The 24,629-nt window shown below is 33.6% G+C and carries 21 protein-coding genes; 16 read left to right on the top strand and 5 right to left on the bottom strand.

Going from position 1 to position 24,629, the window contains the following annotated elements; genetic code table 11:
- Positions 1 to 156: 156 nt before the first annotated feature.
- Positions 157 to 402 carry a hypothetical protein gene (locus ACZ0AH_RS13890; RefSeq protein WP_463476394.1) on the top strand — a complete coding sequence of 82 codons (246 nt, stop codon included), beginning with the start codon at positions 157 to 159 and terminating at the stop codon, positions 400 to 402.
- Positions 392 to 682 (top strand): type II toxin-antitoxin system RelE/ParE family toxin, encoded by a 291-nt coding sequence (locus ACZ0AH_RS13885; protein WP_463476393.1) that lies wholly within the window; start codon positions 392 to 394, stop codon positions 680 to 682. The genes ACZ0AH_RS13890 and ACZ0AH_RS13885 overlap by 11 nt, the downstream gene beginning before the upstream one ends.
- A gap of 120 nt (positions 683 to 802) precedes the next feature.
- Here the strand turns inward: ACZ0AH_RS13885 and fahA are convergent, their stop codons facing one another.
- A complete protein-coding gene (fahA, locus tag ACZ0AH_RS13880; protein WP_463476392.1) occupies positions 803 to 2,086 on the bottom strand; it encodes a fumarylacetoacetase in 1,284 nt (427 codons plus the stop codon).
- Positions 2,087 to 2,194: 108 nt separating this feature from the next.
- Here fahA and glyA point away from each other — a divergent pair, with 108 nt between their 5' ends.
- The 4 genes from glyA (at position 2,195) to ACZ0AH_RS13860 (ending at position 6,138) form a co-directional block, all read left to right on the top strand.
- The gene (glyA, locus tag ACZ0AH_RS13875; RefSeq protein WP_463476391.1) at positions 2,195 to 3,469 is read left to right on the top strand and encodes a serine hydroxymethyltransferase; all 1,275 of its coding nucleotides are present in this window, start codon (positions 2,195 to 2,197) and stop codon (positions 3,467 to 3,469) included.
- 150 nt (positions 3,470 to 3,619) lie between these two features.
- On the top strand, positions 3,620 to 4,213 hold the full coding sequence (locus ACZ0AH_RS13870) for a MiaE family protein (RefSeq protein ID WP_042564406.1): 594 nt from the start codon (positions 3,620 to 3,622) through the stop codon (positions 4,211 to 4,213).
- Between the two features lie 363 nt (positions 4,214 to 4,576).
- The gene (locus tag ACZ0AH_RS13865) at positions 4,577 to 5,617 is read left to right on the top strand and encodes a GMP reductase (protein ID WP_463476390.1); all 1,041 of its coding nucleotides are present in this window, start codon (positions 4,577 to 4,579) and stop codon (positions 5,615 to 5,617) included.
- Positions 5,618 to 5,640: 23 nt separating this feature from the next.
- A complete protein-coding gene (locus tag ACZ0AH_RS13860) occupies positions 5,641 to 6,138 on the top strand; it encodes a GNAT family N-acetyltransferase (RefSeq protein WP_463476389.1) in 498 nt (165 codons plus the stop codon).
- A gap of 81 nt (positions 6,139 to 6,219) precedes the next feature.
- On the opposite strand, the gene ACZ0AH_RS13855 is transcribed toward ACZ0AH_RS13860, so the two are convergent.
- Both ACZ0AH_RS13855 and ACZ0AH_RS13850 read right to left on the bottom strand, forming a co-directional pair.
- Positions 6,220 to 6,945 carry a DUF6090 family protein gene (locus tag ACZ0AH_RS13855; protein WP_463476388.1) on the bottom strand — a complete coding sequence of 242 codons (726 nt, stop codon included), beginning with the start codon at positions 6,943 to 6,945 and terminating at the stop codon, positions 6,220 to 6,222.
- A 117-nt stretch (positions 6,946 to 7,062) separates the two neighbouring features.
- Positions 7,063 to 7,641 (bottom strand): pentapeptide repeat-containing protein, encoded by a 579-nt coding sequence (locus ACZ0AH_RS13850; protein WP_463476387.1) that lies wholly within the window; start codon positions 7,639 to 7,641, stop codon positions 7,063 to 7,065.
- Positions 7,642 to 7,961: 320 nt separating this feature from the next.
- Here ACZ0AH_RS13850 and aspA point away from each other — a divergent pair, with 320 nt between their 5' ends.
- The 7 genes from aspA to ACZ0AH_RS13815 all read left to right on the top strand — a co-directional run bounded on the left by aspA (position 7,962) and on the right by ACZ0AH_RS13815 (position 14,772).
- The gene (gene aspA / locus ACZ0AH_RS13845) at positions 7,962 to 9,371 is read left to right on the top strand and encodes an aspartate ammonia-lyase (RefSeq protein ID WP_463476386.1); all 1,410 of its coding nucleotides are present in this window, start codon (positions 7,962 to 7,964) and stop codon (positions 9,369 to 9,371) included.
- 185 nt (positions 9,372 to 9,556) lie between these two features.
- Entirely contained in the window at positions 9,557 to 10,789 is a 1,233-nt protein-coding gene (locus tag ACZ0AH_RS13840; RefSeq protein WP_463476385.1) for a BamA/TamA family outer membrane protein, read from the top strand.
- A gap of 113 nt (positions 10,790 to 10,902) precedes the next feature.
- Positions 10,903 to 11,577 (top strand): response regulator transcription factor, encoded by a 675-nt coding sequence (locus ACZ0AH_RS13835; protein ID WP_463476384.1) that lies wholly within the window; start codon positions 10,903 to 10,905, stop codon positions 11,575 to 11,577.
- A 1-nt stretch (position 11,578) separates the two neighbouring features.
- Positions 11,579 to 12,232, top strand: coding sequence for a HAMP domain-containing protein (locus ACZ0AH_RS13830; protein ID WP_463476383.1), 654 nt, complete (start codon positions 11,579 to 11,581; stop codon positions 12,230 to 12,232).
- Entirely contained in the window at positions 12,201 to 12,983 is a 783-nt protein-coding gene (locus ACZ0AH_RS13825) for a sensor histidine kinase (RefSeq protein ID WP_463476382.1), read from the top strand. The genes ACZ0AH_RS13830 and ACZ0AH_RS13825 overlap by 32 nt, the downstream gene beginning before the upstream one ends.
- A gap of 77 nt (positions 12,984 to 13,060) precedes the next feature.
- The gene (locus ACZ0AH_RS13820; RefSeq protein WP_463476381.1) at positions 13,061 to 13,783 is read left to right on the top strand and encodes an adenine nucleotide alpha hydrolase family protein; all 723 of its coding nucleotides are present in this window, start codon (positions 13,061 to 13,063) and stop codon (positions 13,781 to 13,783) included.
- 41 nt (positions 13,784 to 13,824) lie between these two features.
- Positions 13,825 to 14,772, top strand: a complete 948-nt coding sequence (locus ACZ0AH_RS13815) for a bestrophin family protein (RefSeq protein WP_463476380.1) — start codon at positions 13,825 to 13,827, stop codon at positions 14,770 to 14,772.
- A gap of 169 nt (positions 14,773 to 14,941) precedes the next feature.
- Here the strand turns inward: ACZ0AH_RS13815 and ACZ0AH_RS13810 are convergent, their stop codons facing one another.
- Positions 14,942 to 16,360: an aminotransferase-like domain-containing protein gene (locus ACZ0AH_RS13810; RefSeq protein ID WP_463476379.1), complete on the bottom strand. Its 1,419-nt coding sequence runs from the start codon at positions 16,358 to 16,360 to the stop codon at positions 14,942 to 14,944.
- A 102-nt stretch (positions 16,361 to 16,462) separates the two neighbouring features.
- On the opposite strand from ACZ0AH_RS13810, the gene ACZ0AH_RS13805 reads away from it, so the two are divergent.
- On the top strand, positions 16,463 to 17,377 hold the full coding sequence (locus ACZ0AH_RS13805) for an EamA family transporter (RefSeq protein WP_463476378.1): 915 nt from the start codon (positions 16,463 to 16,465) through the stop codon (positions 17,375 to 17,377).
- A gap of 1,191 nt (positions 17,378 to 18,568) precedes the next feature.
- Positions 18,569 to 20,830: an acyl-CoA dehydrogenase family protein gene (locus tag ACZ0AH_RS13800; RefSeq protein ID WP_463476377.1), complete on the top strand. Its 2,262-nt coding sequence runs from the start codon at positions 18,569 to 18,571 to the stop codon at positions 20,828 to 20,830.
- A 177-nt stretch (positions 20,831 to 21,007) separates the two neighbouring features.
- On the opposite strand, the gene ACZ0AH_RS13795 is transcribed toward ACZ0AH_RS13800, so the two are convergent.
- Positions 21,008 to 21,754, bottom strand: a complete 747-nt coding sequence (locus ACZ0AH_RS13795; RefSeq protein WP_463476376.1) for an NUDIX hydrolase — start codon at positions 21,752 to 21,754, stop codon at positions 21,008 to 21,010.
- Between the two features lie 306 nt (positions 21,755 to 22,060).
- Between ACZ0AH_RS13795 and ACZ0AH_RS13790 the strand changes: the two genes are divergently transcribed.
- A complete protein-coding gene (locus ACZ0AH_RS13790) occupies positions 22,061 to 24,505 on the top strand; it encodes a glycoside hydrolase family 3 N-terminal domain-containing protein (protein WP_463476375.1) in 2,445 nt (814 codons plus the stop codon).
- Positions 24,506 to 24,629: the final 124 nt, after the last annotated feature.

Genomic DNA, 24,629 nt, shown 5'->3' with positions numbered 1-24,629 from the left:
GCCAATTTTAAGGGCTTTAGCCAAATATTGATTTTGGCTAAAGCCTTTTTTGTTACTAATAAACGAATCTTGCGGTTTTTTCGGTTAAATTATAAATCAAGACATTAACACAATTGAAAACTAAAAAAACTTAAATTTGAATTAAATATAAGAAAAATGGAGACGAAAGAATTAAGACGAAAACTCATAAAGGATTTTGGAAAATTCATTGAAGACGATTCTAAACTGGAAATTTTAGAAAGTGTTTTTGATGCTATAAATCTTGACGAAAAAAAATCGATCGTTTCAGATTCTCATTATGATATTGTTGCAGAAGAAAGGGAAAAATATATTTCAGGAGAAAATCGAGCCAGTTCTTGGGAAGAAGTAGAACAACGATTGAATGCTAAATATGGTCTTTAGTCTTAAAATTTTACCATTAGCAGAAAAAGAAATTGACAAATCTATTAAGTTTTATGAAAGTAGAAGCAAAGGTTTAGGAAAACAATATTTATCTTATTTAAAATCTTATCTAAAAGTCTTAAAGGCAAATCCTGAAATATTTGAAATAAAAAAGAAACCATATTATAGAGAATTGCCTTTGGTTAAATTTCCTTTTGTAATTATTTATGAAATTATCGAAAATGATATTATTATTCATTCGGTATTTTATACTTCCAGAAATCCTCAAAATAAACCTTAGCTTTATTTCGATCACAAATAATAAAAAAGCTTGTTAGCACAATTACTAACAAGCTTTTTTATTTTATATATATTACAATTAATAATTAACAACTAATAATTAATGTATTGCATTTTCTCTTCATGGTCTGATAAAAGGAGGTAATAATTGACTGCAGACTTCGCCAAAGCCAATTCTAACTTCGGCATTTTCGCAGAAACCTCTAATAATTACCGTATCATTATCTTCAATAAATTTACGTTCGCTGCCATCTTTTAGCTTCAAAGGATTTTTTCCGCCCCATGTTAATTCTAACATCGAACCAAAACTATCCGGAGTTGGACCAGAAATAGTTCCTGAACCCATCATGTCACCAGAATTAACACGACATCCGTTAGAAGTATGATGCGCTAATTGCTGCGCCATAGACCAGTATAAATATTTGAAATTGGATTGAGAAACAAGAGTTTCTTCCTGATTTTCAGGTTGTATAGAAACTTCTAAATGAATATCAAAAGTCTTTTTTCCTTTAGTTTGTAAATAAGGAAGCGGCGACGGATCTTGTTTTGGGCCTTTAGTTCTAAAAGGTTCCAAAGCATCCATCGTTACAATCCACGGAGAAATCGAGGTTGCAAAGTTCTTAGCTAAAAATGGTCCAAGAGGCACATATTCCCATTTCTGAATATCGCGCGCGCTCCAGTCATTCAATAAAACCATCCCGAAAATATAATCTTCAGCTTCATATGTAGGGATATTTTCTCCCATTATATTAACGTCAGTCGTAATAAAAGCAGTTTCCAATTCAAAATCTACTAAACGCGACGGACCAAAAACAGGATATTTTTCTCCAGCCGGCAAAGTTTGCCCCATTGGTCTGTGAACCGGAATTCCGGACGGAACAATAGTCGAACTTCTTCCGTGATACCCAACCGGAATGTGTAACCAGTTTGGTAATAGTGCATTTTCAGGATCGCGGAACATTTTTCCTACGTTTGTAGCATGTTCTTTACTCGAGTAAAAGTCAGTATAATCACCTATTAAGACAGGTAATTGCATCTCAACATCATCGATTTTAAAAATAACAATATCGCGATCTTTTGTTGAATCTCTAAGTTGTGGATTAGTTTCGTCGAAAATATCGGCAATGCGATTTCGAACTAAACGCCATGTTTTTTTTCCATCAGAAATAAAATCATTAAGCGTATCCTGCATGAACATATCATCTGTTAAATCTATTCCTGCAAAATAGTTTAATTGTTGTAAAGCCCCTAAATCTATAGCATAATCGCCAATTCTGGTTCCTACTGTAACGACATTTTCTTTAGTAAGAAATACACCGAAAGGAATATTTTGAATTGGGAAGTCGCTATTTTCTGGCACTTCTAACCATGATTTTCTTTTGGTATCGTTAGCGGTTATTGGCATGTGAATGTTAATTATTTGTTGAAAAATTCTATGTCAAATATATCATAATCTAACAGTTTGACAAACGTTTTTTTGTATTTTTGCAGGAAATTAACGAAAAACGAAAAAATGCAACGCGACGAACAAATTTTTGACCTTATACTAGAGGAACAAGACAGACAAATTCACGGATTAGAACTTATCGCTTCAGAGAATTTTGTAAGTGATGAGGTAATGGAAGCAGCTGGTTCTGTTTTAACTAATAAATATGCTGAGGGATATCCTGGCAAAAGATACTACGGCGGTTGCGAAGTAGTTGACGTTATTGAGCAAATTGCAATTGACAGAGCAAAAGAATTATTTGGAGCTGAGTACGCAAACGTACAGCCTCACTCTGGTTCTCAGGCAAATACTGCTGTTTACCACGCTTGTTTAAATCCTGGTGATACGATTTTAGGTTTTGATTTATCTCACGGTGGTCACTTAACTCACGGTTCTCCGGTAAACTTTTCAGGTCGTTTATACAAACCTGTTTTTTACGGTGTAGATGCTGAAACAGGTCGTTTAGATTATGATAAAATTCAGGAAATTGCAACTAAAGAACAGCCGAAATTAATCATCGCAGGAGCTTCTGCTTATTCTCGTGATATGGATTTTGAACGTTTTAGACAAATCGCTGACAGCGTTGGAGCTATCTTATTTGCTGATATTTCTCACCCTGCAGGACTTATTGCAAAAGGATTATTGAATGACCCAATTCCACATTGTCATATTGTTTCTACAACAACGCACAAAACCTTGCGTGGACCACGTGGAGGTTTGATTTTGATGGGGAAAGATTTCGAAAATCCACAAGGATTAAAAACTCCAAAAGGAGAAATCAGAATGATGTCATCTTTATTAGATCTTGCTGTTTTCCCAGGAAATCAAGGCGGACCTTTAATGCACATTATCGCTGCTAAAGCCGTTGCTTTTGGTGAAGCATTAAAAGATGAGTTCTTTACATACGCTATGCAATTGCAAAAAAATGCAAATGCTATGGCAGATGCTTTTGTAAAAAGAGGATACAATATTATCTCTGGCGGAACTGATAACCATATGATGCTTATTGACTTAAGAAATAAAAATATTTCTGGTAAAGAAGCAGAAAATGCGTTAGTAAAAGCAGAAATTACAGTAAATAAAAACATGGTTCCGTTTGATGATAAATCACCGTTTGTAACTTCAGGAATTCGTGTAGGAACAGCTGCAATCACAACTCGTGGTTTAGTTGAAGAAGATATGGAAACCATCGTAGCCTTAATCGATAAAGTTCTTACTGATCATACAAATGAAGCAGTTATCGAAGAAGTAGCAAACGAAGTAAACGAAATGATGAGCGAAAGACCAATTTTCGTATACTAAAAAATTAGTCATAAAATCTTAAAGTCGAAGGTCGAAAGTCTTGAAATGGAATGTAATTTTCTATTTAAGTTTTGATCTTCGACTTTTATTTTTCAACTTTCAAACTTTGGACTTTATGACTTTAGACTTTCAAACTTTAAGACTTAAAAAATGGGTGTATTAAGATTACAACTGCCAACAGACCCAAGATGGGTCAATATTGTAGAAAAAAATATTGAAGAAATCCTGACAGATCACGCCTGGTGCGAGCAAAAAGCAGCAACAAACGCGATTACCATTATTACCAATAACTCTGAACATCAGGATTTGGTAAAAGATTTATTGGCTTTGGCCAAAGAAGAAATCGATCATTTTGAACAGGTTCACAATATTATCATCAAACGAGGATTAAAACTAGGACGCGAGCGCAAAGACGATTATGTAAATGAATTGTATTTATATATGAAGAAAAGCGGCGACGGAAGCAGGGTTTCTGGTCTTGTAGAAAGATTACTATTCTCCGCCATGATCGAAGCCAGAAGCTGCGAACGTTTCAAAGTTTTATCTGAAAATATTCAGGATGAAGAATTAGCTGTTTTCTACAGAGATTTAATGGAAAGCGAAGCCGGACATTATGTTACCTTCATCACATACGCCAGAAAATACGGAGTTGGAATCGACGTAGAAAAACGCTGGAGAGAATGGCTTGCCTTCGAAGAATCAATCATAACAAACTACGGAAAAGGAGAAACGATTCACGGATAGAAAAATTTTGTTTCAAGTTTAAAAAAATTCCAAGTTTCACGTTTGTCACGTTGAGCGAAGTCGAAACGCGTTCCTATTTGAATATTGAACTAAAAAATCCGTATAAATCCGTGTTTTCGCGATAGCGAATTCGTTTAATCAGCGTTCAAAAACCAACGCTCAGTATTTAATTTCATAGTAATAAATCACTGTTACCAACAATAGTCTATATTTTAAATTAATAAAAATCCGTATAAATCCGTGTTTTCGCGATAGCGAATCCGCGTCATCCGCGTGCCATATTATTCGCAAAGTTTTTAACAATCTAAAATCTAAAATCAACAATCTAAATTGTACATTTGAGAGTAACGAAAATTCAAACCCATGAGAATAGAAACTGATCTGAAATTAGGATTTAAAGATGTAATGATTCGCCCAAAAAGATCAACACTAAAAAGCAGATCTGAAGTCTCTTTAGAACGCAATTTTAAATTTTTGCACAGCACCACAAATTGGACAGGAATTCCAATTATGGCAGCAAATATGGATACAGTCGGTACTTTTGAAATGGCAGAAGTTTTGGCTAAAGAAAAACTTTTTACAGCCATTCACAAACATTATACACCAGAAGAATGGAAAACTTTTTTAGCGAAAGTTACGCCGGATTTCTACGATTATATCGCCATTAGTACCGGAACAGGAAAAGAAGATTTTGCTAAAATTGGTCAAATTATTACCGAAAATCCTTTATTGAAATTCATTTGTATAGACGTTGCAAATGGTTATTCGGAGCATTTTGTTCAGTTTTTAAAACAAACCAGAAAACAATATCCTGACAAAGTTATTATTGCCGGAAATGTTGTTACCGGCGAAATGGTCGAAGAATTGCTTTTGGCTGGAGCCGATATTGTAAAAGTCGGAATTGGACCCGGATCTGTTTGCACAACACGAATAAAAACAGGAGTTGGATATCCACAGCTTTCGGCAATTATAGAATGTGCCGATGCCGCTCACGGTTTAGGCGGGCACATTATCAGCGATGGCGGCTGCAGTACGCCGGGCGATGTTGCAAAAGCTTTTGGTGCAGGTTCAGATTTTGTAATGTTAGGCGGAATGTTGGCCGGACACACAGAAAGCGGAGGAGAATTGATAGAAGTAAATGGCGAAAAATTCAAACAATTTTACGGAATGAGTTCTACAACTGCAATGGATAAATATGTTGGCGGCGTCGCAGAATACAGGGCAAGCGAAGGAAAAACAGTTCAGGTTCCGTTTAAAGGAAACGTAATTAATACCGTATTAGATATTTTAGGCGGTTTAAGAAGCACTTGCACATATGTTGGCGCGTCACGATTAAAAGAACTCACAAAACGAACCACTTTCATCCGCGTAAGCGAACAGGAAAATCAAGTATTTACTAAATAATAAAAAGCATTTTTACATATAATATGATTACGATTTCAGAAGCAGCAATAAATGATATTAAACTAATTCAGGAAATAGCACACATAATCTGGCCAATAACTTACGGGGATATTTTATCAAAAGAACAATTAAATTATATGTTGGATTTGATTTATTCTGATGAAGCTTTAACGAATCAATACCATAAAAAAGAACAATTGTTTTATATCATTTCAGAAGGTGAAACCAATTTAGGATTTATCGGGATTGAACACAATTATAAAGGTGAAGCTGTAACAAGAATTCATAAAATATATCTTTTACCGGAAACACAAGGAAAAGGAATTGGTAAAAAAGTGATTGATGAAATTGAAAAATTAGGATTACAAAACAATTCAAAAGCATTGTCTTTAAACGTAAACCGATTTAATTCGGCTTTGGGTTTTTATAAAAAAATAGGCTTTGAGATTATCGATGAAATGAATATCGATATTGGAAATGGTTATTTTATGGAAGATTATGTAATGGAGAAGAAAATTTAAATTGCAATTTAGATAATAGAAATATAAAAAAGACCTGATTTCAAATGCGAAAATCAGGTCTTTTTTATACTGAAAAATATTTTATTCCTTCAAATCATATTCTTCATCAATCTGAGAAATAATAGTTTCTCCGGATTTGATCAAGTTATTATAACGCTCATAAAGCTGACTCCACGGAATTAAATCCTTAGTCAGTTGTTTTCCTTTTGGAGTAGCTAAAACCCTCCAATTATCTTCAATACTTTCAGGATTGTTTACATTTTCTTCTAAAAAAGTTTGCAGCTTTTTTTGGCGTGACATCCATCCGGATTCTGATGAATTTACTTCCGAAAGAGTTTGCTGATAGTATTTTAAAATGTTTAATGAAAGAGAATCGTCTTCGATATTACCAATTCTGCCAGACGATACAAAACCATTAAATCTGTAAATATTTGGTCTTAAGTAGGTATTTGTACTAATATAAGGAAGCTGCTTTTTTAGAATTTCCTGATCGTAAGGTTTATTTTTATCCAAATTAGAAAGAGATTCATATGTTTTTCCAAAATCCTGATATTGCTTAATAATACTTTTACTGTCATTGACATCAGCCTGAATATCTGATTTTAGCCCAATCAAAAACTTTTTAACTTGTTCTTGTTCGTGCTTGTGTTCGCTCCATCCGTGCAGCCAAATCGATAAGGATACAGCAAAAACAATAATAAAAATTTCTAAGGCAATTTCTTTAACTTTTTCTACAAAACTGTGTTTTTTACTAGTTGCTATTTCATGCATTTTTTTGGTATGTTTTATTACTTCCAGTTCGGCCATTTTTCTAGGTAAATTTGGTTTTTCGATGACAAAAATATACTAAATGCAGTTAAAAAGATAGAATATATTCAAATTATTTATGAAAAATTTCAGCGTTAAAAAAGCTGGCTTTATAAGCTAACTCACAACAACATCATGCTTAAACAATAATCCTTTTACTTCTTTTAAAGCAAAAACTGCTTTCTTCAGTTTCGTTTTTGATGGATCAATAGTATAATTGTAACTTGTTTTAAAATCGGCCTTATTGGCGATAGCTTTGTCAAATTCAGAACGGTACAAATCGCAATTATCAAACAGCACACTTGTAAGATCTGTAGCCATAAAATCTACGGCAACCAAACTGCAATTATTAAAAGTCGTTCCTTTTATCTTTAAGGTATAAAATTTCGAAAAATCCAGAATACAATCGTAAAAATGAACCTCAAAAATAAGTTTATCGCACATGGCAAAGTTCACTTCCTTAATTTCACAACGATTAAAAGTGGCAGTTCTAAAAGCGACATAATTGATTTTTGCTTCATTAAAAATGCAGTCATTAAAAACACAATCAATAAAAGTAACAGCTAAAAAAGTACAGGCCGAAAAATTGCAGTTATTAAAAACGCAGCATTCAAAATCCTTGAAATTAAGATGATCCCGACCATAAGTAATTGTATCGTATTCTTTATCAAGAAAATATTCAGACTCTTTTTTCAAGGTTATTTTTGATGATTATTTTAGTGCGAAAAGATAATAATTAACAACATATTAATCCGAAGAAATGAGGAATAATTTTAAATTGTTTTCAGAAATAAAGAATAAAACAAAGTTAGATTTTTATATTTAGAAGGCGTTTTTTAAAGGTCTTATTTTGCGAATATGATATTTTTTTAAGGTTAAAATGATAAGTGTTTAATTTTAAGGCATAATTTTTATAAATGTTTGTTAATTTTTAATTTGAAATGTTTTATTATAATACTATTTTGATGTAGCTTTACACTGATTTTTTAAAGTTAAAACGAAATAATTTGTATTATATGGAGGCAACAAGAAAAGAGCATGATTTTTTGGGAGAATTAGATATTCCAAATCATCTGTATTATGGTATCCAAACTTTCAGAGCGGTAGAGAATTTTAATATTACCGGAATTCCAATTTCAAAAGAGCCGTTATTTATTAAAGCTTTAGGTTATGTAAAAAAAGCTGCAGCTTTAGCCAATAAAGATTGTGGTGCACTTGATCCTAAAATTGCCGAAGCAATTTGCTACGGAAGCGATCAGGTCATTGCAGGTAAATTTGATCAGGAATTTGTAAGCGATTTGATTCAGGGTGGAGCCGGAACTTCTGTAAATATGAATGCTAACGAAGTAATCGCTAATATTGGTCTGGAATATTTAGGTCATAAAAAAGGAGATTACAACTTTTTGCATCCAAATAATCATGTAAACTGTTCTCAATCTACAAATGATGCTTATCCGTCAGCTTTTAGAATTGCTCTTTATTTAAAAATGGAAACTTTCATTAAAACTTTAGAAGGTTTAGAAGTTGCTTTTGCTTCAAAAGGAGAAGAATTTAAAAGTGTCCTAAAAATGGGAAGAACGCAATTGCAAGATGCGGTTCCGATGACTTTAGGACAAGAATTTAAATCTTACGCTACTACAATTGGCGAAGATGTTCGAAGATTAAAAGAAGCCCAAAGTCTGGTTTTAGAAATCAATATGGGCGCAACAGCAATTGGAACAAGAGTAAACGCACCAGAAGGATATCCTGAAATTTGCGTAAATTATTTAGCAAAAGAAGTTGGAATTCCGTTAACGCTTTCTCCGGATTTAATTGAAGCTACTGTAGATACAGGAGCTTACGTTCAAATTATGGGAACGTTAAAAAGAACGGCGGTTAAAATTTCTAAAATCTGTAATGATTTAAGATTATTGAGTTCAGGACCAAGAACTGGTTTTAACGAAATTAATTTACCGGCACGTCAGCCAGGATCTTCGATTATGCCTGGAAAAGTAAATCCGGTAATTCCGGAAGTCGTAAATCAAACTTGTTTTTATGTAATTGGTCAGGATTTAACCGTTACTATGGCTGCTGAAGCGGGACAATTACAATTGAATGTAATGGAACCGGTTATTGCTTTTGCCATGTTTACATCTTTGGATTATCTTTCAAATGCAATTCAGACTTTAATCGATAAATGTATTACAGGAATTACTGCAAATGTTGATCATTGCTATAATATGGTGATGAACAGTATTGGAATCGTAACACAATTGAACCCAATTTTAGGTTACGAAGAAAGCGCCAGTATTGCCGGAGAAGCTTTAAAAATGAATAAAAGTGTACATCAAATTGCTGTGATTGAAAGAAAATTAATTACACAGGAAAAATGGGATGAAATTTATTCATTAGACAATTTAATCAATCCAAAGTTTATCACGAAATAAGATATTCTGTCAAAATAGTTCTAAAAGCCGTCAATTTTACTGACGGCTTTTTTGTTGTGTTATTTGCGAGATTTTACACGTAAAATATTGAAAATAAGGATTATATTTACAATAGGATTGATCGTTATTTCAAAAAAATAAAACTTCGAATGGTAGAATTTTTAAAAAATAATTGCTTTCAGAATATGTATACAATCTTAGGGTTGTTATTTTTTATATCATTTAGTTCTACAGCTCAAAATGAAAGAAGTAATACAGAAGTTTGTCCTCCCAAAACAATCCTCGAAATCTTCAAAAAGAAAGATTCTGCTTATGTTGTTAAGCCTACAAAAAATAATTTTTTCTTAGTAATTCCCGCGATTGGTTCTCAGCCTGCAACGGGATTCTTTTTTGGTGGAGTTGCCCAATATACCTTTAAAGGAAAACAAAAATCAGATAAATATTCCATTGCGAACTTAGGGATTACCTATACAACGAAAAAACAATGGCTGGTCAATGTCAAAAATAATATCTTATTAAAAAACAACCGAATTTTTTTGAGTGGCGATTACCGATTATACCTTTTTTCGCAGCCCAATTACGGATTAGGAACAGATATAATTCCACATCATAGTAAAAAAGAAGGATTTAGCATAGATTCTATTGCGCAGCCAATGGATTATGATTATTTTAAATTTCATCAAACCGTATCTTTTGAGGTTTATAAAAATTTTTATGTTGGCGGAGGTATAAATCTCGATTGGTATTCAAGTATAAAAGACAAAGAATTAGATGTAGAAAACGGACAATTTACCTATCATTATAATTATAGCCAACAGCACGGATTTAATGATCTCGAATATTTTTTAAGTGGCATTAGTCTTAATTTAGTTTACGATTCCAGAGACAATCAAGTCAACTCAAATCGCGGATGGTTTGCCAATATCAATTATCGTTTTAATCCCGTTTTGTTTCATAATCAGCAATATAGTAATGTTTTATATGCAGAATACCGGCATTTTATTCCGCTTTCGAGCAAAAATGAAAGATATATTCTCGGAATCTGGACATACGGACAATTTGTAACAAGAGGAAAAGTTCCGTATTTAAATCTACCTGCAATTGGCTGGGATCAGCGCAGCCGTAGCGGAGAAGGATATACGCAGGGATTATTTAGAGGAAACGGATTAATTTATCTTTCTACAGAATTCAGGTTTCCAATCACCTGCAATCAAATGTTGAGCGGTACCGTTTTTACAAATTTTGTAACTGCAAGTAATGACGATAATAATACGGCTCTTTTTCATTCCATTCAGCCTGCTGCGGGCGTTGGTTTACGTATTTTAATTGATAAAAAAACGCGAACAAACCTCATTGTAGATTATGCGTGGGGAAATAATTCGAAAGGTTTTTATCTGAATGCCGGAGAAACTTTTTAACACCTCTACTTTAAAGCCGAAAATTAAACTCTTCATAATTAAATCATAATTATAAATTATTCTGATTTGTATTTTAAACTCAATTCTTATTTTTGTTACATACATTAATTAAGATGAAATTACTTATAGTCGAAGACGAACCAAATCTTTTATCCATTTTACGAAAAGGATTTGCCGAAAACAATAATGAGGTAAGTGTGGCTCTTGATGGCAAAACAGCTCTCGAAATGATTCATAATTATACTTTTGATGTTGTAGTTCTCGATGTAATGTTACCCGATATTAACGGAATCGAAATTTGCAGAAGATTGCGTGCCAGCAAGAATTTTGTACCCATTTTGCTTTTAACAGCTCTTGGAACTTCAGAAAATATTGTAACCGGATTAAATGCCGGCGCCGATGATTATCTGGTAAAACCTTTTAAATTTGGAGAACTTGATGCAAGAGTAAATGCATTAAACAGAAGGGCGAATCAGGAAATTGAAAAAATAGATATTATTACAATTGGTGATTTAGAAATTAACGGCCGTTCGAAAACCGTAAAAAGAGAAGGAGAATCGATTGTTTTAACCGCCAAGGAATTCAAATTGCTGTATTATTTAGCCAAAAATAGCGGACGAATCGTATCTCGCGATCAGATTTTAGATAATGTCTGGGATATTAATTTTGATATGAATACCAATGTTGTTGACGTTTATATCACGTATTTGCGAAAAAAAATAGACAAACCTTTTACAACCAAACTCATTCATACCATGAAAGGTTTAGGTTACGTTATAAAACCATAAAATGGATATAAGAAAAAAAATTACTTTTACTTACGTCGCTCTTTCAACCTTTAGTACACTATTATTGTGTATTGTAGTTTTTGTTTTGTTTCGGGAAAATAACCGCTATCATTTCTTAAAAAGACTCGAAGACAGAGCTAAAATTGTGGCATCCATTCACTTTCAAAAAGATCCTGAAAAAATAAGATATTACAGTAATCTGAAGAAAAACGGACTTGAAGAACTTATTGAAGAAGAAGAATTTGTTCTTAAAGTAAACAGTGCCAATAGTTTTGATTACAACACAAATCTGAATTTACCCAACGAATTTTACACCAATATTCTAAATACAGGAAAAGATTATTTTGAAAAAGATAATAAATATTATTTAGGTCAGATTTTTACCGAAAACAATCAAAAGTATATTGTAATTGTTGGCGCCAGAGATAGAAAAGGCCCAACAACGACTATTTATATTGTAAAAATCATGCTTTTTGGAGGCATAGGATTCATATTTTTAGCCTTCTTTTTAGGAAGATTTTTAGCAAAACGAGTTATTAATCCTGTAGCAAGAATTACAAGGGAAGTAAACAGAATCAGTGCTTCAAACCTTCATAACAGATTACCGGAAGTTAAAAATTCAGATGAAATTTCAGATCTTACCGAGAACATTTAATGATATGTTAGATCGATTAGAAACCTCATTCGAAATTCAGGCAAATTTCATCAATAATGCTTCACACGAATTAAAAACGCCAATTACAACCATTATTGCCGAATCTGAAATTATGCTTTTGAAAGAAAGACCAGTTTCAGAATACATCGAATCCTTGCAGAATATTTACAGTCAGGCTTCAAGATTAGGAAACTTAACCGAAAGCTTGTTAAAACTCACTCAAACTGGCTACGACGGCAAAAAACAAGTATTGGATATTGCCCGAATCGACGAATTATTAATGGATGTAAAATCAGATTTGGATAAAATTTATCCCGATAACCGTGTGAGCATGAAATTTAATTTTGCTCCAAATGATTCTAATTTGCTTTTAATTCCGTGCAATAAACCACTTTTAGAATTGGCGATAAACAATATCGTTACAAATGGAGTCAAATATTCAGATAATAATGAGGTTTTTGTAACGCTTTCTGCCAATCAGGAAATGATTAAAATTGCCATTAATGATATCGGAATCGGAATTCCGCCCGAAGATATTCCGCATTTATACGAACCTTTCTTCAGAGGAAAAATTGCGGCCAAATATATTGGTTACGGTTTAGGACTTCCGTTAGCATCTAAAATTATCCGAATGCATGATGGCGAAATACAAGTACAATCCGAGCAAAATAAAGGAACAATTGTAACCATTATTTTTAAAAAGACAAACAATAAAAAAACCAACATTAAAAATTCTAATGTTGAATCTTAGGAAATTCTAATTTTAGATTAAGACCACTCTAATTTGCGGGCAGTTATTTTGCATGTATAAACTAAACGATTATACATATGAAAAATTTCCTGATACCTACGACCTTAAAAGAAGATACAATTTGCGCTGTAAAATCAGCTGTTAATCAGGCAAAAGAGTCGGATTGCGAAATTATCCTAATGATGGTTTCTGAAACTCCTGATGCTTTCTCATCTTCAAATTTTTTGCGCGAAATGAGAACCGGACTAACCAAAAGTCAGGAAGAAGTACTCGAAACTTGTCGGTATATTATCGATCACACACCAAATTGCAAAATAAAAGTCCACAATCAATACGGACTTTCATCACCAATTTTTAAACGCATCATTGATGTTTTTGCTGTAAAATTGGTCATTCTGACACATTCTTATAAACAAGAAACAAAACGAATTCATCAATATTTAGTGCAATTAGCCGGCAATCAGAAATGTCCCATTTTACATTTAGGTATCGAACAATATAAAAACGATTTTAATAAAGCGCTTTATATCGAAAACGGAAATGCAAACATGCATGTTAAGGATGTTCAGCAATTTCTAAATGCAAATTTCTCCTATGAAATCGTAAGCCAAACCGCCAATTTTGATGATAATTACGAAAAATTTGCGCCTTATTTATCAGAAGCCATTTCAAAATACGACATTGATTTGCTGGTAGAAACCAGAAAAGGCGAAAAAATAAAATTCAAAAAAACAAAGAAAGAAAATATAAACGAGAGACTCGGACTTCCGGTTTTGTCACTCTACGAAGAATTGGCTTAAAACAATTCTCCATAAAATAAGTTTAATTTAAAACGAAAGATATGTTGTTAAAGAAAAGAATTCCAATGAAATACGTTCTTGGAAAAATTAAAGTAGAATTAGGGCTCGTGTTAGCCTATACCATATTGTTTGAAATTTTCCATCATTATTTCATCAATGTTTCGGTTGACGTTCCCATTGCAATTCCAACCATGGTTGGTACTATTATATCCTTATTATTGGCCTTCAAATCAAATCAGGCTTATGACAGATGGTGGGAAGCCAGAATTATTTGGGGATCTATCGTAAATGAATCCAGAACGTTGATTAGACAAGTATTAACGTTTTATAAAGATCCTGATTTTTCTGTAGAAGCCAATGATTTCAAAGAAAATTTCACCAAAAGACAAATTGCCTGGTGTTATAGTTTAGGACAGGCTTTGCGAAATAAAGATGCCATAAAACCCATCAAAAATTTCATAAGCGAAGAAGAACTGAATTTTGTAAAAAATCATCAAAATATTCCAAACGCGATTTTATTACTGCATGCCAGAGATTTACGAAACGCCAGAAAAGACAAACGTTTCAATACGTATCAGCAAGTAGAAATCGACAATACATTGACCAGATTATGTGATGCAATGGGAAAATGTGAGCGAATAAAAAACACGATTTTTCCAACAACATACAGCATGTATATCAGACTTACATTGTGTTTGTTTATTGTTTTATTGCCTTTTGGCTTAGTCGATTTATTAAGCTGGTTCGCAGTTCCATTAATTACAATTATTGCGGGAACTTTCTTTTTAATCGAAAGAATGGCAATTCATTTGCAGGATCCATTCGAAAACCGACCAACAGATACGCCTGTAACGGCTATTTCAAACGCAATCGAAAAGAATTTAATGCAAATGCTAAACGAGTTTCAGGTCGAATTTGATATTATTAAAGAATTTGATCTAAAACCTGAACCTAAAACCCTTACCGGAAAAGAGTACTTTGTTCTTTAATTAATATTGTCTATTTATTGTTAGCCAGACAACGCTTTTGTGTTGTCTGGTTTTTTTGTTTTATTTTGTCAATTTCGACGAAAGAAACTAAAGTTCCGGAGGAACGATTTATAGGGTAGCCAGGGATTTTCATCCCTGAAAAACGAAATAACAAATAAAAAACGCAACATTACGTTTTAAGCAATTTCCCTAAAGTCTGGATCGATTGTCGTAATTCATTTGTCCACGGTAAACCAAAACTCAGGCGCATACAATTCGAAAACTGATCCTGAAAAGAGAAAATTCTCCCCGGCGCAAAACTAATTTTATGCTGCATCGCCAAATGATAAAAAGCTGCAGTATCGACATTTTTGTCCAATTCTATCCAAAGAAAAAAACCACCCTGAGGCTGACTTACTTTTGTTCCGGGCGGAAAAGATTCCAGAACAGTATTGATATAATTATGGCAATTTTGGTTCAAAATCTGACGTATTTTTCTAAGATGATTTTCATAACGCCCGTTTTTTAGAAAATCGCCAACAACTTCATGCGTAATAGTAGGCGAGGAGAGCGAATGGTAAATTTTATTTCTCAGAATTTCCTTTTTAAATTTTCCCGGCGAAACCCAGCCTACGCGATATCCGGGAGCCAAAGTTTTAGAAACCGAACTGCAGCAAAGTACAATTCCGCTTTCGTCATACGTTTTACAATTTGTTGGCCGGCTTGAGCCAAAGTACAAATCGCCGTGAATATCATCTTCAATCAACGGAATATTATAAAACTCCATCAACCGGACTACTTCAATTTTATGTTCCGCAGGCATCATACTTCCGGATGGATTACTAAAATTACTCATCAGCAGACAAAGCTTCACTTTTTTAGACGAAAGCGCTTTTTTCAAAGCTTCCAGTTCAATTCCCGTTGTCATATTTGTGGGTAATTCCATGATATATAAACCCAATGATTTCGCCAATTGCAAAATGCCAAAATACGCCGGACTTTCAGTAATAATCGTATCTCCGGGTTTCGTCAAAGTCATTAAACAATGCGATATCGCGCTGGTACAGCCCGGCGTTGTAATAATATCTTTTTCGGTTAACGATCCGCCCCAGGTAAAAGACCAGCGTGCAATTTCTTTCCGTAAATTAAGATTTCCCTGGACTTGTTCATAACTCGTTCCGCTGTTTGGGAGTTGTCGCATAGCCTGAACCATTCCCTTATTTAATTTCGCAATAGGCAAAAGTTCGTTCGACGGAAATCCTAAAGAAAGCATCGTAATATTTGGATCGGTCATATTGCCGTAAACCTGATCGATTAAATCTTCGCGGTCAATATTGGCACATTTTAATATTGGACTGCTTGGCGAAGGTGCAGCAATCGTTCTGGCCGAAATATTACTCACATAATAACCGGACTGCGGTCGGGATTCGATCAATGATCTGCTTTCGACTTCATAATAAGCCTTACTTACCGTACTCATGCTGTAACCCGTTTCAGCACAGACTTCGCGAATAGACGGCAGTTTATCACCCACGTTTAAAACGCCGGATTTTATCTGTTTTTCGATTCTGTCAGCAAACTGAAGATATAAGTAATTGGAATTTCTCATAAAAAAAAACTGTTATGGTGCAATTTACAAAAACTGTATCTGTATTGCTGTTTTATTTTTTAGAAATTTGTTTCAATAGAAAATTAAACAAAAACAACATTCGTGAAAACAACAAAATACTACACAGCTGCCATTACTTGTTTTGTAATCTGGGGATTTTTTAGCTTAGTTTTAAAGCCAATCCACGAATATCCATCTTTAGATATTTTATTCTATCGCGTCTTTAGCTGTAGTATTCTAATGTTGCTTATTTCGTTTATTTTTAAAAGAAAAAGAATAAAAGAAGCCGTAGAAACTTTCAGGTCTTTTTCAAAATCAGAGAAACGCAAAACAGTTTTATTAAACATCGGCGGAAGCGTTTTTCTAATGGCAAACTGGTTTACTTTTATTTATGTAATGAATCATATTAGCGTAAAAGCCACTTCTTTGGCCTATTTGGTTTGTCCTATTTTAACCACATTACTGGCTTATTTTATTCTGCACGAAAAACTAAGCAAAACACAATGGATGGCTGTCGGTTTGAGTATTTCCGGTTGTCTGCTTTTGTCATACGCTAATATTACAGACATGTTTTTTAGTATCATAATTGGGTTTACATACGCATCCTATCTGGTAAGCCAGCGCGTTAATAAAGGCTTTGATAAATTTATAATCCTGACATTTCATATTACATTGGCAGCCTTGTTTTTATTGCCATTTTATCCGGTTTACAGCGGTCCAATTCCAACCGAATTTAAGTTTTATTTCTGTATCGAAACCATCGCGATTTTGTTTACAATTTTCCCGTTGTTCCTTAACTTATATGCACTTTCCGGAATTAATTCTTCAACGGTAGGAATGCTTTTGAATATCAATCCAATGATTGCCTTTTTATTGGCGATGTTCCTATATAAAGAACAATTTGGATCAATACAAATCTTAGCGTACGGAATTGTTTTTCTGGCCGTATTGGTTTTTAATTCACATCATATTTTTGCGATAAAGCAAAAGTTTAGTCCAATATCCAAAGATTCTTAATAGACGTATTAATTTTATATTTATTATTGGTTTTAAATATAAAATTACAAGAACCTTAACAGGATATTTAAACAGGAATGAGTATTTTTCATTTCTGTTTTTTGTGCAATATTTTTTCGCCACGAATTTCACAAATTTTCGCGAATTATTTTTATCTGCTTGATCTGCAGAATCTGCGAGAACATTTTTCGCCACGAATTCCACAAATTTGCACAAATTATTTTTTTATAATGCCACAGATTATACGGGTTTAAAGGATTTTTTATCTGCTTCATCTGCAAAATCTGCGAGAACATTTTTCGCCACGAATTCCACAAGTTTCCCCAAATTATTTTTTATAATGCCACAGATTATACAGATTTAAAGGATTTTTTATCTGCTTGATCTGCAAAATCTGCGTGAAAATTATTTTTTTAAACACTACCCGAGCAATAGCGAACAGCCGAAGCAATCACGAATTTAATTAGAAGAAATAATTTGTGAAAATTTGTGTAATTTGTGGTAAACTTTTTTGCACATCAATAAATTACCAGAATCTTAACAACATATTAAAACAGGAATGAGTATTTTTCATTTCTGTTTTTTGTGCAATATTTTTTCGCCACGAATTTCACAAATTTCCACAAATTATTTTATCTGATTGATCTGCAAAATCTGCGAGAACATTTTTCGCCACGAATTCCACAAATTTCCACAGATTATACGGGTTTAAAGGATTTTTTATCTGCTTGATCTGCAAAATCTGCGTGAACTTATTTTTTTAACACTACCCCGAGCAATAGCGAACAGCCGAAGCAATCACGGATTTAATTAGAAGAAAATAATTTGCGAAAATTCGTATAATTTGTGGTAAACTTTTTTGCAATATCAATAAATTACCAGAATCTTAACAGCATATTAAAACAGGAATGAGTATTTTTCATTTCTGTTTTTTGTGCAATATTTTTTCGTCACGAATTTCACAAATTTTCACGAATTATTTTATCTGCTTGATCTGCAAAATCTGCGTGAACTTTTTTTACGCCATGTCGAAACGACAGCGAAAAGGAGAACTAATTCAATAATTACGTTTAGTTTTAAGCTGAATTGAAGAAAAAAAAAATGTGAAAATTTGTGAAATTTGTGGCTAAAAAAAACTTTTATTCCATACAATCTGTGGAAAACAACGAATACAAACTGAATTACATTTATATGAAAAATACCAAACTCCAGGCTTTTATTCCCTTGTTTTATTTAGTGTGGTCAGATGATCTTTTAACTCAGAAAGAGTTTGCCACCATTCAGAAATTTATTAACGATTTGACTTGGCTTTCGCCCGAAGAAAAACAACAATTACTTTCGAAAGTTGATATTTCAAATCCGCCTACGCGAAATGAACTCGCACAATGGAAATCAGATATTGAAGCCAATATCAAAGACAAATCTTCAATAAAATCAATTTTTGATATTGCAGAAGCGCTTTCAGAGAAAGATTTAGATATTTCGACTTTAAAATCAGATTTCACAAAATTGGAAAATGATCTTGGAGTTTTAGGAGAAGAAGCCATTCAGAATTTCAAAACAAAAGCCGATTCATTTACCGCAAATTCTCAAACAACAAGCAACTTTGATATTCAGAAAATAACCGAACTTCTGGATGGAAAAGAAGCGGCAATTATCAAAAAAGTAAAATCAGTAATTTCAAGACCAGAATTTGCTTATGAAACTTCGACTGATATTCATGTTTTTCGTCAGAAAGTATACGATTGGTGTAAAATTTTAGCAGAAGAAAACCTCGGAAATATGGCCTATCCAAAGCAATATGGCGGAGGAGAAAACATAGCCGATTATTTTGCTATTATGGAAACCTTAAGTTATCACGATTTAAGTTTAGTGATCAAATTTGGCGTTCAGTTTGGACTTTGGGGAATGAGCGTTCAATCGTTAGGAACCGAGAAACATTATGCTAAATACCTAAGAGATATTGGTTCGCTAAAATTGCCCGGATGTTTCGCCATGACCGAAACACATCACGGTTCTAACGTAAAAGGATTAGAAACTACGGCAACTTATAATCATAACGATCAAACGTTTACGATTCATACACCTAATAAAAATGCGCAAAAAGAATATATTGGCAACGCCGCTGTTCACGGACAAATGGCAACCGTTTTTGCAAAATTAATTATCGATGATCATGATTATGGCGTAAATGCTTTTGTGGTTCCGCTTCGAGATACAAACGGAAATACGTTAAACGGAGTAACCATTGGCGATTGTGGTCATAAAATGGGATTAAACGGCGTTGATAACGGAACAATTTCGTTTGATAATGTCGTAATTCCGAAAGAAAATATGCTGGATCGTTTTGCTTCTGTAAACGATAAGGGAGAATTTGAAAGCCCGATTCCGAGTGATAATAGACGTTTCTTTACGATGTTAGGCACTTTGGTTGGAGGACGAATCGGAATTCCGCGTTCGGCTTTGGCAGCAGCCAAATCAGGATTAACAATTGCGATTCGATATAGCGACCAACGCCGACAATTTGGTCCGGAAGGAGGTTCAGAAGTTCCGATTTTAAATTACAGAATGCACCAACGCAGATTAATTCCACCCTTGGCAAAAACATATGCCGTTCATTTTGCTTTGCAATATCTTACGAATCGTTTCCTGAATAAAACAGAATCTGAAATGCAGGAAATTGAAGCTCTTGCAGCCGGAATGAAATCATATTCAACCTGGTCTACAAGAGATATTTTACAGGAATGCCGCGAAGCCTGCGGAGGAAAAGGATATTTATCTGAAAACCGAATTGACGCTTTAAAAAACGACACCGAAATTTACACTACTTTTGAAGGTGATAATACCGTTTTGATGCAATTGGTTGCTAAAAACCGTTTATCAGAATTCAGAAAATCGTTTGGTGAAATGGGTTCTTTAGGAATCATCAATTATGTATACGAAAATGCAAAAACAGCAATTACCGAGAAAAATCCAATTGCAACGAGAAGAACTGACGATGAACATTTATTAGATCCGGAATTTCATCTGCAGGCTTTTATTCATAGGGAAAAAACAATTTTAGCATCGGCAGCACGACGTATCAAAAAATTGGTCGATGGCGGTTTAGAACCTTACGATGCTTTTAATGTCGTTCAGCACCAAATGATTGATGTCGCCCAGGCATATCTTGAAAGAGTAGTTTTAGAACAATTTCAGGCAGCAATTAAAACGGTTGAAGATGAAAATTCAAAAGCAATTTTGACTAAATTAAATCAATTATACGCGCTTTCGCAAATTGAAAAAAATAAAGGCTGGTATCTTGAAGACGGCTATATGGAAGCCGTAAAAACCAAAGCAATCCGTAAAATCGTAAATCAGCTTTGCTGGGATATTCGTCCGGATGCAGTTGCATTGGTAAATGCATTTGATATTCCTGAAAGTTGTCTGGCTGCGCCAATTGCCGTTAATTGAGAATACAGATTATAGAGTAAAGAAAATAGACTTTTTAAGGAGCTTTGTCAAAGTTTTAAACTTTGACAAAGCTTTTTGTTATTTAACATCAAAAAAAAACTTTTAATCGGTGCAATCGGTGGCAAAAAAGTACAAAGTTTAAATGAACTTTTATAACTTATATGGTGAAATAAAAAATCACCAGTTTCCCTTTAAACCTTCTTTTAAAGCATTATCATATTTTTCCAAATCAAAACGATACAAATCAGGAGCTTTATGAGCGCCGCCTTTTCGGGATTCATCTAGTTTTGTTAGAATATCATAACGCAATATTTTTCGATAAAAATTACCGCGATTCAGTTTTTTGCTTAAAATAGCTTCATATAATTTTTGAAGTTCCGGCATTGTAAACTTCTCAGGCAAAAGATTATAGCCAATAGGATGATTGTTTAATTGCTCGCGCAAAGTAAGAAGCGCTTTATCAAAAATTGCCCGGTGATCCATCATAAAAGTTGGCAGATCTTCAATAGATTTCCATTCGCAAGCCAATGAATATTGATCAACAATCAAGTTTACTTTTGAAAATTCGGCTAACGCATAATATCCAATAGACACAAAACGCTGTTTGTTCCAGATGTTGTCATCATAAAATTCAAAAGCACTTTCAGAACGTTTAAGATTTCCAAAAGTATAAAATTGCTGCAGGTAAATATTCTCTGTGCCCGTTCTGTCTTTTAAAATCCGGATTGCGGCATCATCTACATTTTCTTCTTTTTGGACGTATCCTCCGGGAAGTCCCCACAAATCCTGATCTTTCATTTTGACCGTTAAAACGTGTAGTGAATTTTCATGAAAACTAAAAATAACGCAATCAATAGAAAGAGTTGGAATGTATTTTTTCCAGGCTTCTTCAGATTGGGATTCGATTATTTTTTTTAGTTCCATTTATTGATTTGTTTCCAAATTTACTCTTTTTGAAAATTATAAAATGGTTTAATTTTTCAAAAAGTTGAGATTTGTCATTAAAATAGGTGTTTTTGAAAGTTTTTTCGTGATATATTATTGCTAATACATTCTTTTATTAATTGAAAAGACATCATGTTTAAGTGAGTGGAATTGAGATAAGTGAAATTTTATGGGATTTTATTTGTTGATATGAAAAAAAGTAATTAATATTGCTTCATAATGAAGCAATGAAAATATCACATATATAACTTCTTCGTTTTGTTAACACAACTAAAATTTCCAATTATGAAAAAAGCAATTATAAAAACAGCGCGGGTTTCTCTTTTAACAGCGTTAGTACTTTCTAATGTATCATGGAATAGTATTTCTGATGGAGAAAATAATCCGCCGCTTATTACTTTGAACGGATTTACTTTTAAAGATTTAAATAAAAACGGTAAACTCGATATTTATGAAGATACGAGACTTTCAATAAAAGAACGCGCGCGTGATTTAGTCAATAAAATGACCGATGAAGAAAAAGCGAATTTCTTACTGGGAACCGGAATGCCAGGTTTTGACGGAATAAAACCAGTTGTTGGTGCTGTTGAAGGTCGTGTTCCCGGAGCTGCAGGAGGAACTTATGAAATTAAACGTTTGGGAATTCCGGCAATTATTGTGGCCGATGGACCTGCGGGACTTCGCATAAAACCAATTCGTGAAAACGATAAAAACACGTATTATTGTACGGCATTTCCGGTTGGAACGGCTTTGGCTTCAACCTGGAATGAAGCTTTGATTGAAAAAGTTGGTAAAGCAATGGGAAATGAAGTGAAAGAATATGGTGTTGATGTTTTATTGGCGCCGGCTTTAAATATTCATAGAAATCCGCTTTGTGGCAGAAATTTCGAATATTATTCTGAAGATCCTTTAGTAGCAGGAAAAATAGCTTCGGCAATGGTCAAGGGAATTCAGTCGAATGGAGTGGGGACTTCTATCAAACATTTCGCAGCTAATAATCAGGAAACCAATCGTCTTTTGATAAACGAACACATCAGCGAAAGAGCGATGCGTGAAATTTATTTAAAAGGTTTTGAAATCACGGTAAAAGAATCTAATCCCTGGACGGTAATGTCTTCTTATAATTTGATTAACGGGACTTATACTTCGGCAAGAAAAGATTTATTGACAGATATTCTCCGTAATGAATGGGGTTTCAAAGGAATTGTAATGACAGATTGGTTTGGCGGTTTTGCCGGCGCTCAATCTATTATGGCAGGTTCAAGCAATGTTACACAACAACTTACCGCCGGAAATGATTTGCTTATGCCCGGAATTGCAGCGCAAAAAAAGGCGATTATTGAAAATGTAAAAAATAAAAATTTATCGCAAGAAGTAGTGGATAAAAATGTAGAAAGAATTTTAGAGTTGGTTTTAAAATCTCCTGTAATGGAAAATTACAAATATTCTAATAAACCCAACTTAAAGGAAAATGCAGAGGTTACAAGACAAGCGGCTTCTGAAGGAATGATTTTATTGAAAAATGATGCAGCTGTTTTACCTTTTACAAATAAAAAAGGAAAAATAGCCGTTTTTGGTGTAACATCATATGATTTTATTGCAGGCGGAACCGGAAGTGGAGACGTAAATGAAGCGTATACAATTTCGTTAATTGATGGTTTGAATAATGCAGGTTATTCAATTGATGAAGAATTAAAAATAATTTACACGCCATTTGTCGCTAAAGTTAAAGCCATAGAAATGGAAAGCCGTAAAAAAGAAGGTTTTCTTGCTTTGCCAAAACGTTTACCGGAATTAAAACTGGAAAAAGATTTTGTACAGCAACAAGCTTCATCATCAGAAATGGCGATTATTACGATAGGAAGAAATTCAGGTGAAGGCGGAGATCGTAAAGTTGATAATGATTTTAATCTGGCAACTGACGAAGTAGAATTGATTAATAATGTTTCGGAAGAATTTCATGCCAAAGGCAAAAAAGTGGTGGTGATCCTGAATATTGGCGGCGTTATTGAAACCGCAAGCTGGAAAGATAAAGTAGATGCTATTTTATTGTCATGGCAACCGGGACAAGAAGGAGGAAATTCTGTAGCAGATGTATTTTCAGGAAAAGTAAATCCGTCCGGAAAATTAACGATGACTTTTCCAATGAAATATGAAGATACACCATCGGCTAAAAACTGGTTGGGATTGCCTGTAAATGACCCAACAAGTGTAACTTATGAAGAAGGTGTGTATGTTGGATATCGTTATTACAATACTTTTAATGTAAAACCATCTTATGAATTTGGTTTCGGAAATTCATACACCACTTTTGATTTTTCAAATGTAAAATTAAGTTCTCCAATTTTCAATGATAAATTAACTGTTTCGGTTACAGTGAAAAATACGGGAAAAACGGCGGGGAAAGAAGTGGTTCAATTATATCTTTCGGCTCCATCAAAATTTATTGATAAACCAAAAGAAGAATTAAAAGCTTTTGGTAAAACCAAAGAATTAAAACCGGGCGAAAGTGAAACTTTAAAAATGACTTTATCTCCAAAAGATTTGGCTTCGTTTCTGGAAAATAAAAGTGCCTGGATTGCAGAATCCGGAAATTATACAGTTTCAATTGGAGCTTCATTAGCAGATATTAAGAAAACGGCTGAGTTTTCTGTACCGAATGAAATTTTGGTAGAAAAAGTTAAAAAAGCTTTTGAATTGGATTCCCAATTTACGGAGCTAAAGCCTTAATTACAGAGCGCTAGTGGTTAGATGAAATCGTTTTTTAAGGTTATGATTTCACTTGAATATTCAAATTGAATAAACGAGTGAAATCATTTTTATTATATCAAAAACGAATTTGAAATTGTTTTGT

It is taken from the genome of Flavobacterium sp. AC105 (assembly GCF_979258495.1).
This window is presented reverse-complemented; position numbering and strand designations above follow the sequence as displayed.

What these genes read in the sequence shown, in the direction of transcription:
- ACZ0AH_RS13885 (WP_463476393.1), top strand. Translation starts at nt 392, where the DNA reads ATGGTCTTTAGTCTTAAAATTTTACCATTAGCAGAAAAAGAAATTGAC.
- ACZ0AH_RS13810 (WP_463476379.1), bottom strand. Translation starts at nt 16,360, where the DNA reads ATGAGAAATTCCAATTACTTATATCTTCAGTTTGCTGACAGAATCGAA.
- ACZ0AH_RS13790 (WP_463476375.1), top strand. Translation starts at nt 22,061, where the DNA reads ATGAAAAAAGCAATTATAAAAACAGCGCGGGTTTCTCTTTTAACAGCG.
- ACZ0AH_RS13855 (WP_463476388.1), bottom strand. Translation starts at nt 6,945, where the DNA reads ATGGCCGAACTGGAAGTAATAAAACATACCAAAAAAATGCATGAAATA.
- glyA (WP_463476391.1), top strand. Translation starts at nt 2,195, where the DNA reads ATGCAACGCGACGAACAAATTTTTGACCTTATACTAGAGGAACAAGAC.
- aspA (WP_463476386.1), top strand. Translation starts at nt 7,962, where the DNA reads ATGGAGGCAACAAGAAAAGAGCATGATTTTTTGGGAGAATTAGATATT.
- ACZ0AH_RS13870 (WP_042564406.1), top strand. Translation starts at nt 3,620, where the DNA reads ATGGGTGTATTAAGATTACAACTGCCAACAGACCCAAGATGGGTCAAT.
- ACZ0AH_RS13835 (WP_463476384.1), top strand. Translation starts at nt 10,903, where the DNA reads ATGAAATTACTTATAGTCGAAGACGAACCAAATCTTTTATCCATTTTA.
- ACZ0AH_RS13890 (WP_463476394.1), top strand. Translation starts at nt 157, where the DNA reads ATGGAGACGAAAGAATTAAGACGAAAACTCATAAAGGATTTTGGAAAA.
- ACZ0AH_RS13860 (WP_463476389.1), top strand. Translation starts at nt 5,641, where the DNA reads ATGATTACGATTTCAGAAGCAGCAATAAATGATATTAAACTAATTCAG.
- ACZ0AH_RS13840 (WP_463476385.1), top strand. Translation starts at nt 9,557, where the DNA reads ATGTATACAATCTTAGGGTTGTTATTTTTTATATCATTTAGTTCTACA.
- ACZ0AH_RS13825 (WP_463476382.1), top strand. Translation starts at nt 12,201, where the DNA reads ATGAAATTTCAGATCTTACCGAGAACATTTAATGATATGTTAGATCGA.
- ACZ0AH_RS13865 (WP_463476390.1), top strand. Translation starts at nt 4,577, where the DNA reads ATGAGAATAGAAACTGATCTGAAATTAGGATTTAAAGATGTAATGATT.
- ACZ0AH_RS13815 (WP_463476380.1), top strand. Translation starts at nt 13,825, where the DNA reads ATGTTGTTAAAGAAAAGAATTCCAATGAAATACGTTCTTGGAAAAATT.
- ACZ0AH_RS13820 (WP_463476381.1), top strand. Translation starts at nt 13,061, where the DNA reads ATGAAAAATTTCCTGATACCTACGACCTTAAAAGAAGATACAATTTGC.
- fahA (WP_463476392.1), bottom strand. Translation starts at nt 2,086, where the DNA reads ATGCCAATAACCGCTAACGATACCAAAAGAAAATCATGGTTAGAAGTG.
- ACZ0AH_RS13795 (WP_463476376.1), bottom strand. Translation starts at nt 21,754, where the DNA reads ATGGAACTAAAAAAAATAATCGAATCCCAATCTGAAGAAGCCTGGAAA.
- ACZ0AH_RS13800 (WP_463476377.1), top strand. Translation starts at nt 18,569, where the DNA reads ATGAAAAATACCAAACTCCAGGCTTTTATTCCCTTGTTTTATTTAGTG.
- ACZ0AH_RS13830 (WP_463476383.1), top strand. Translation starts at nt 11,579, where the DNA reads ATGGATATAAGAAAAAAAATTACTTTTACTTACGTCGCTCTTTCAACC.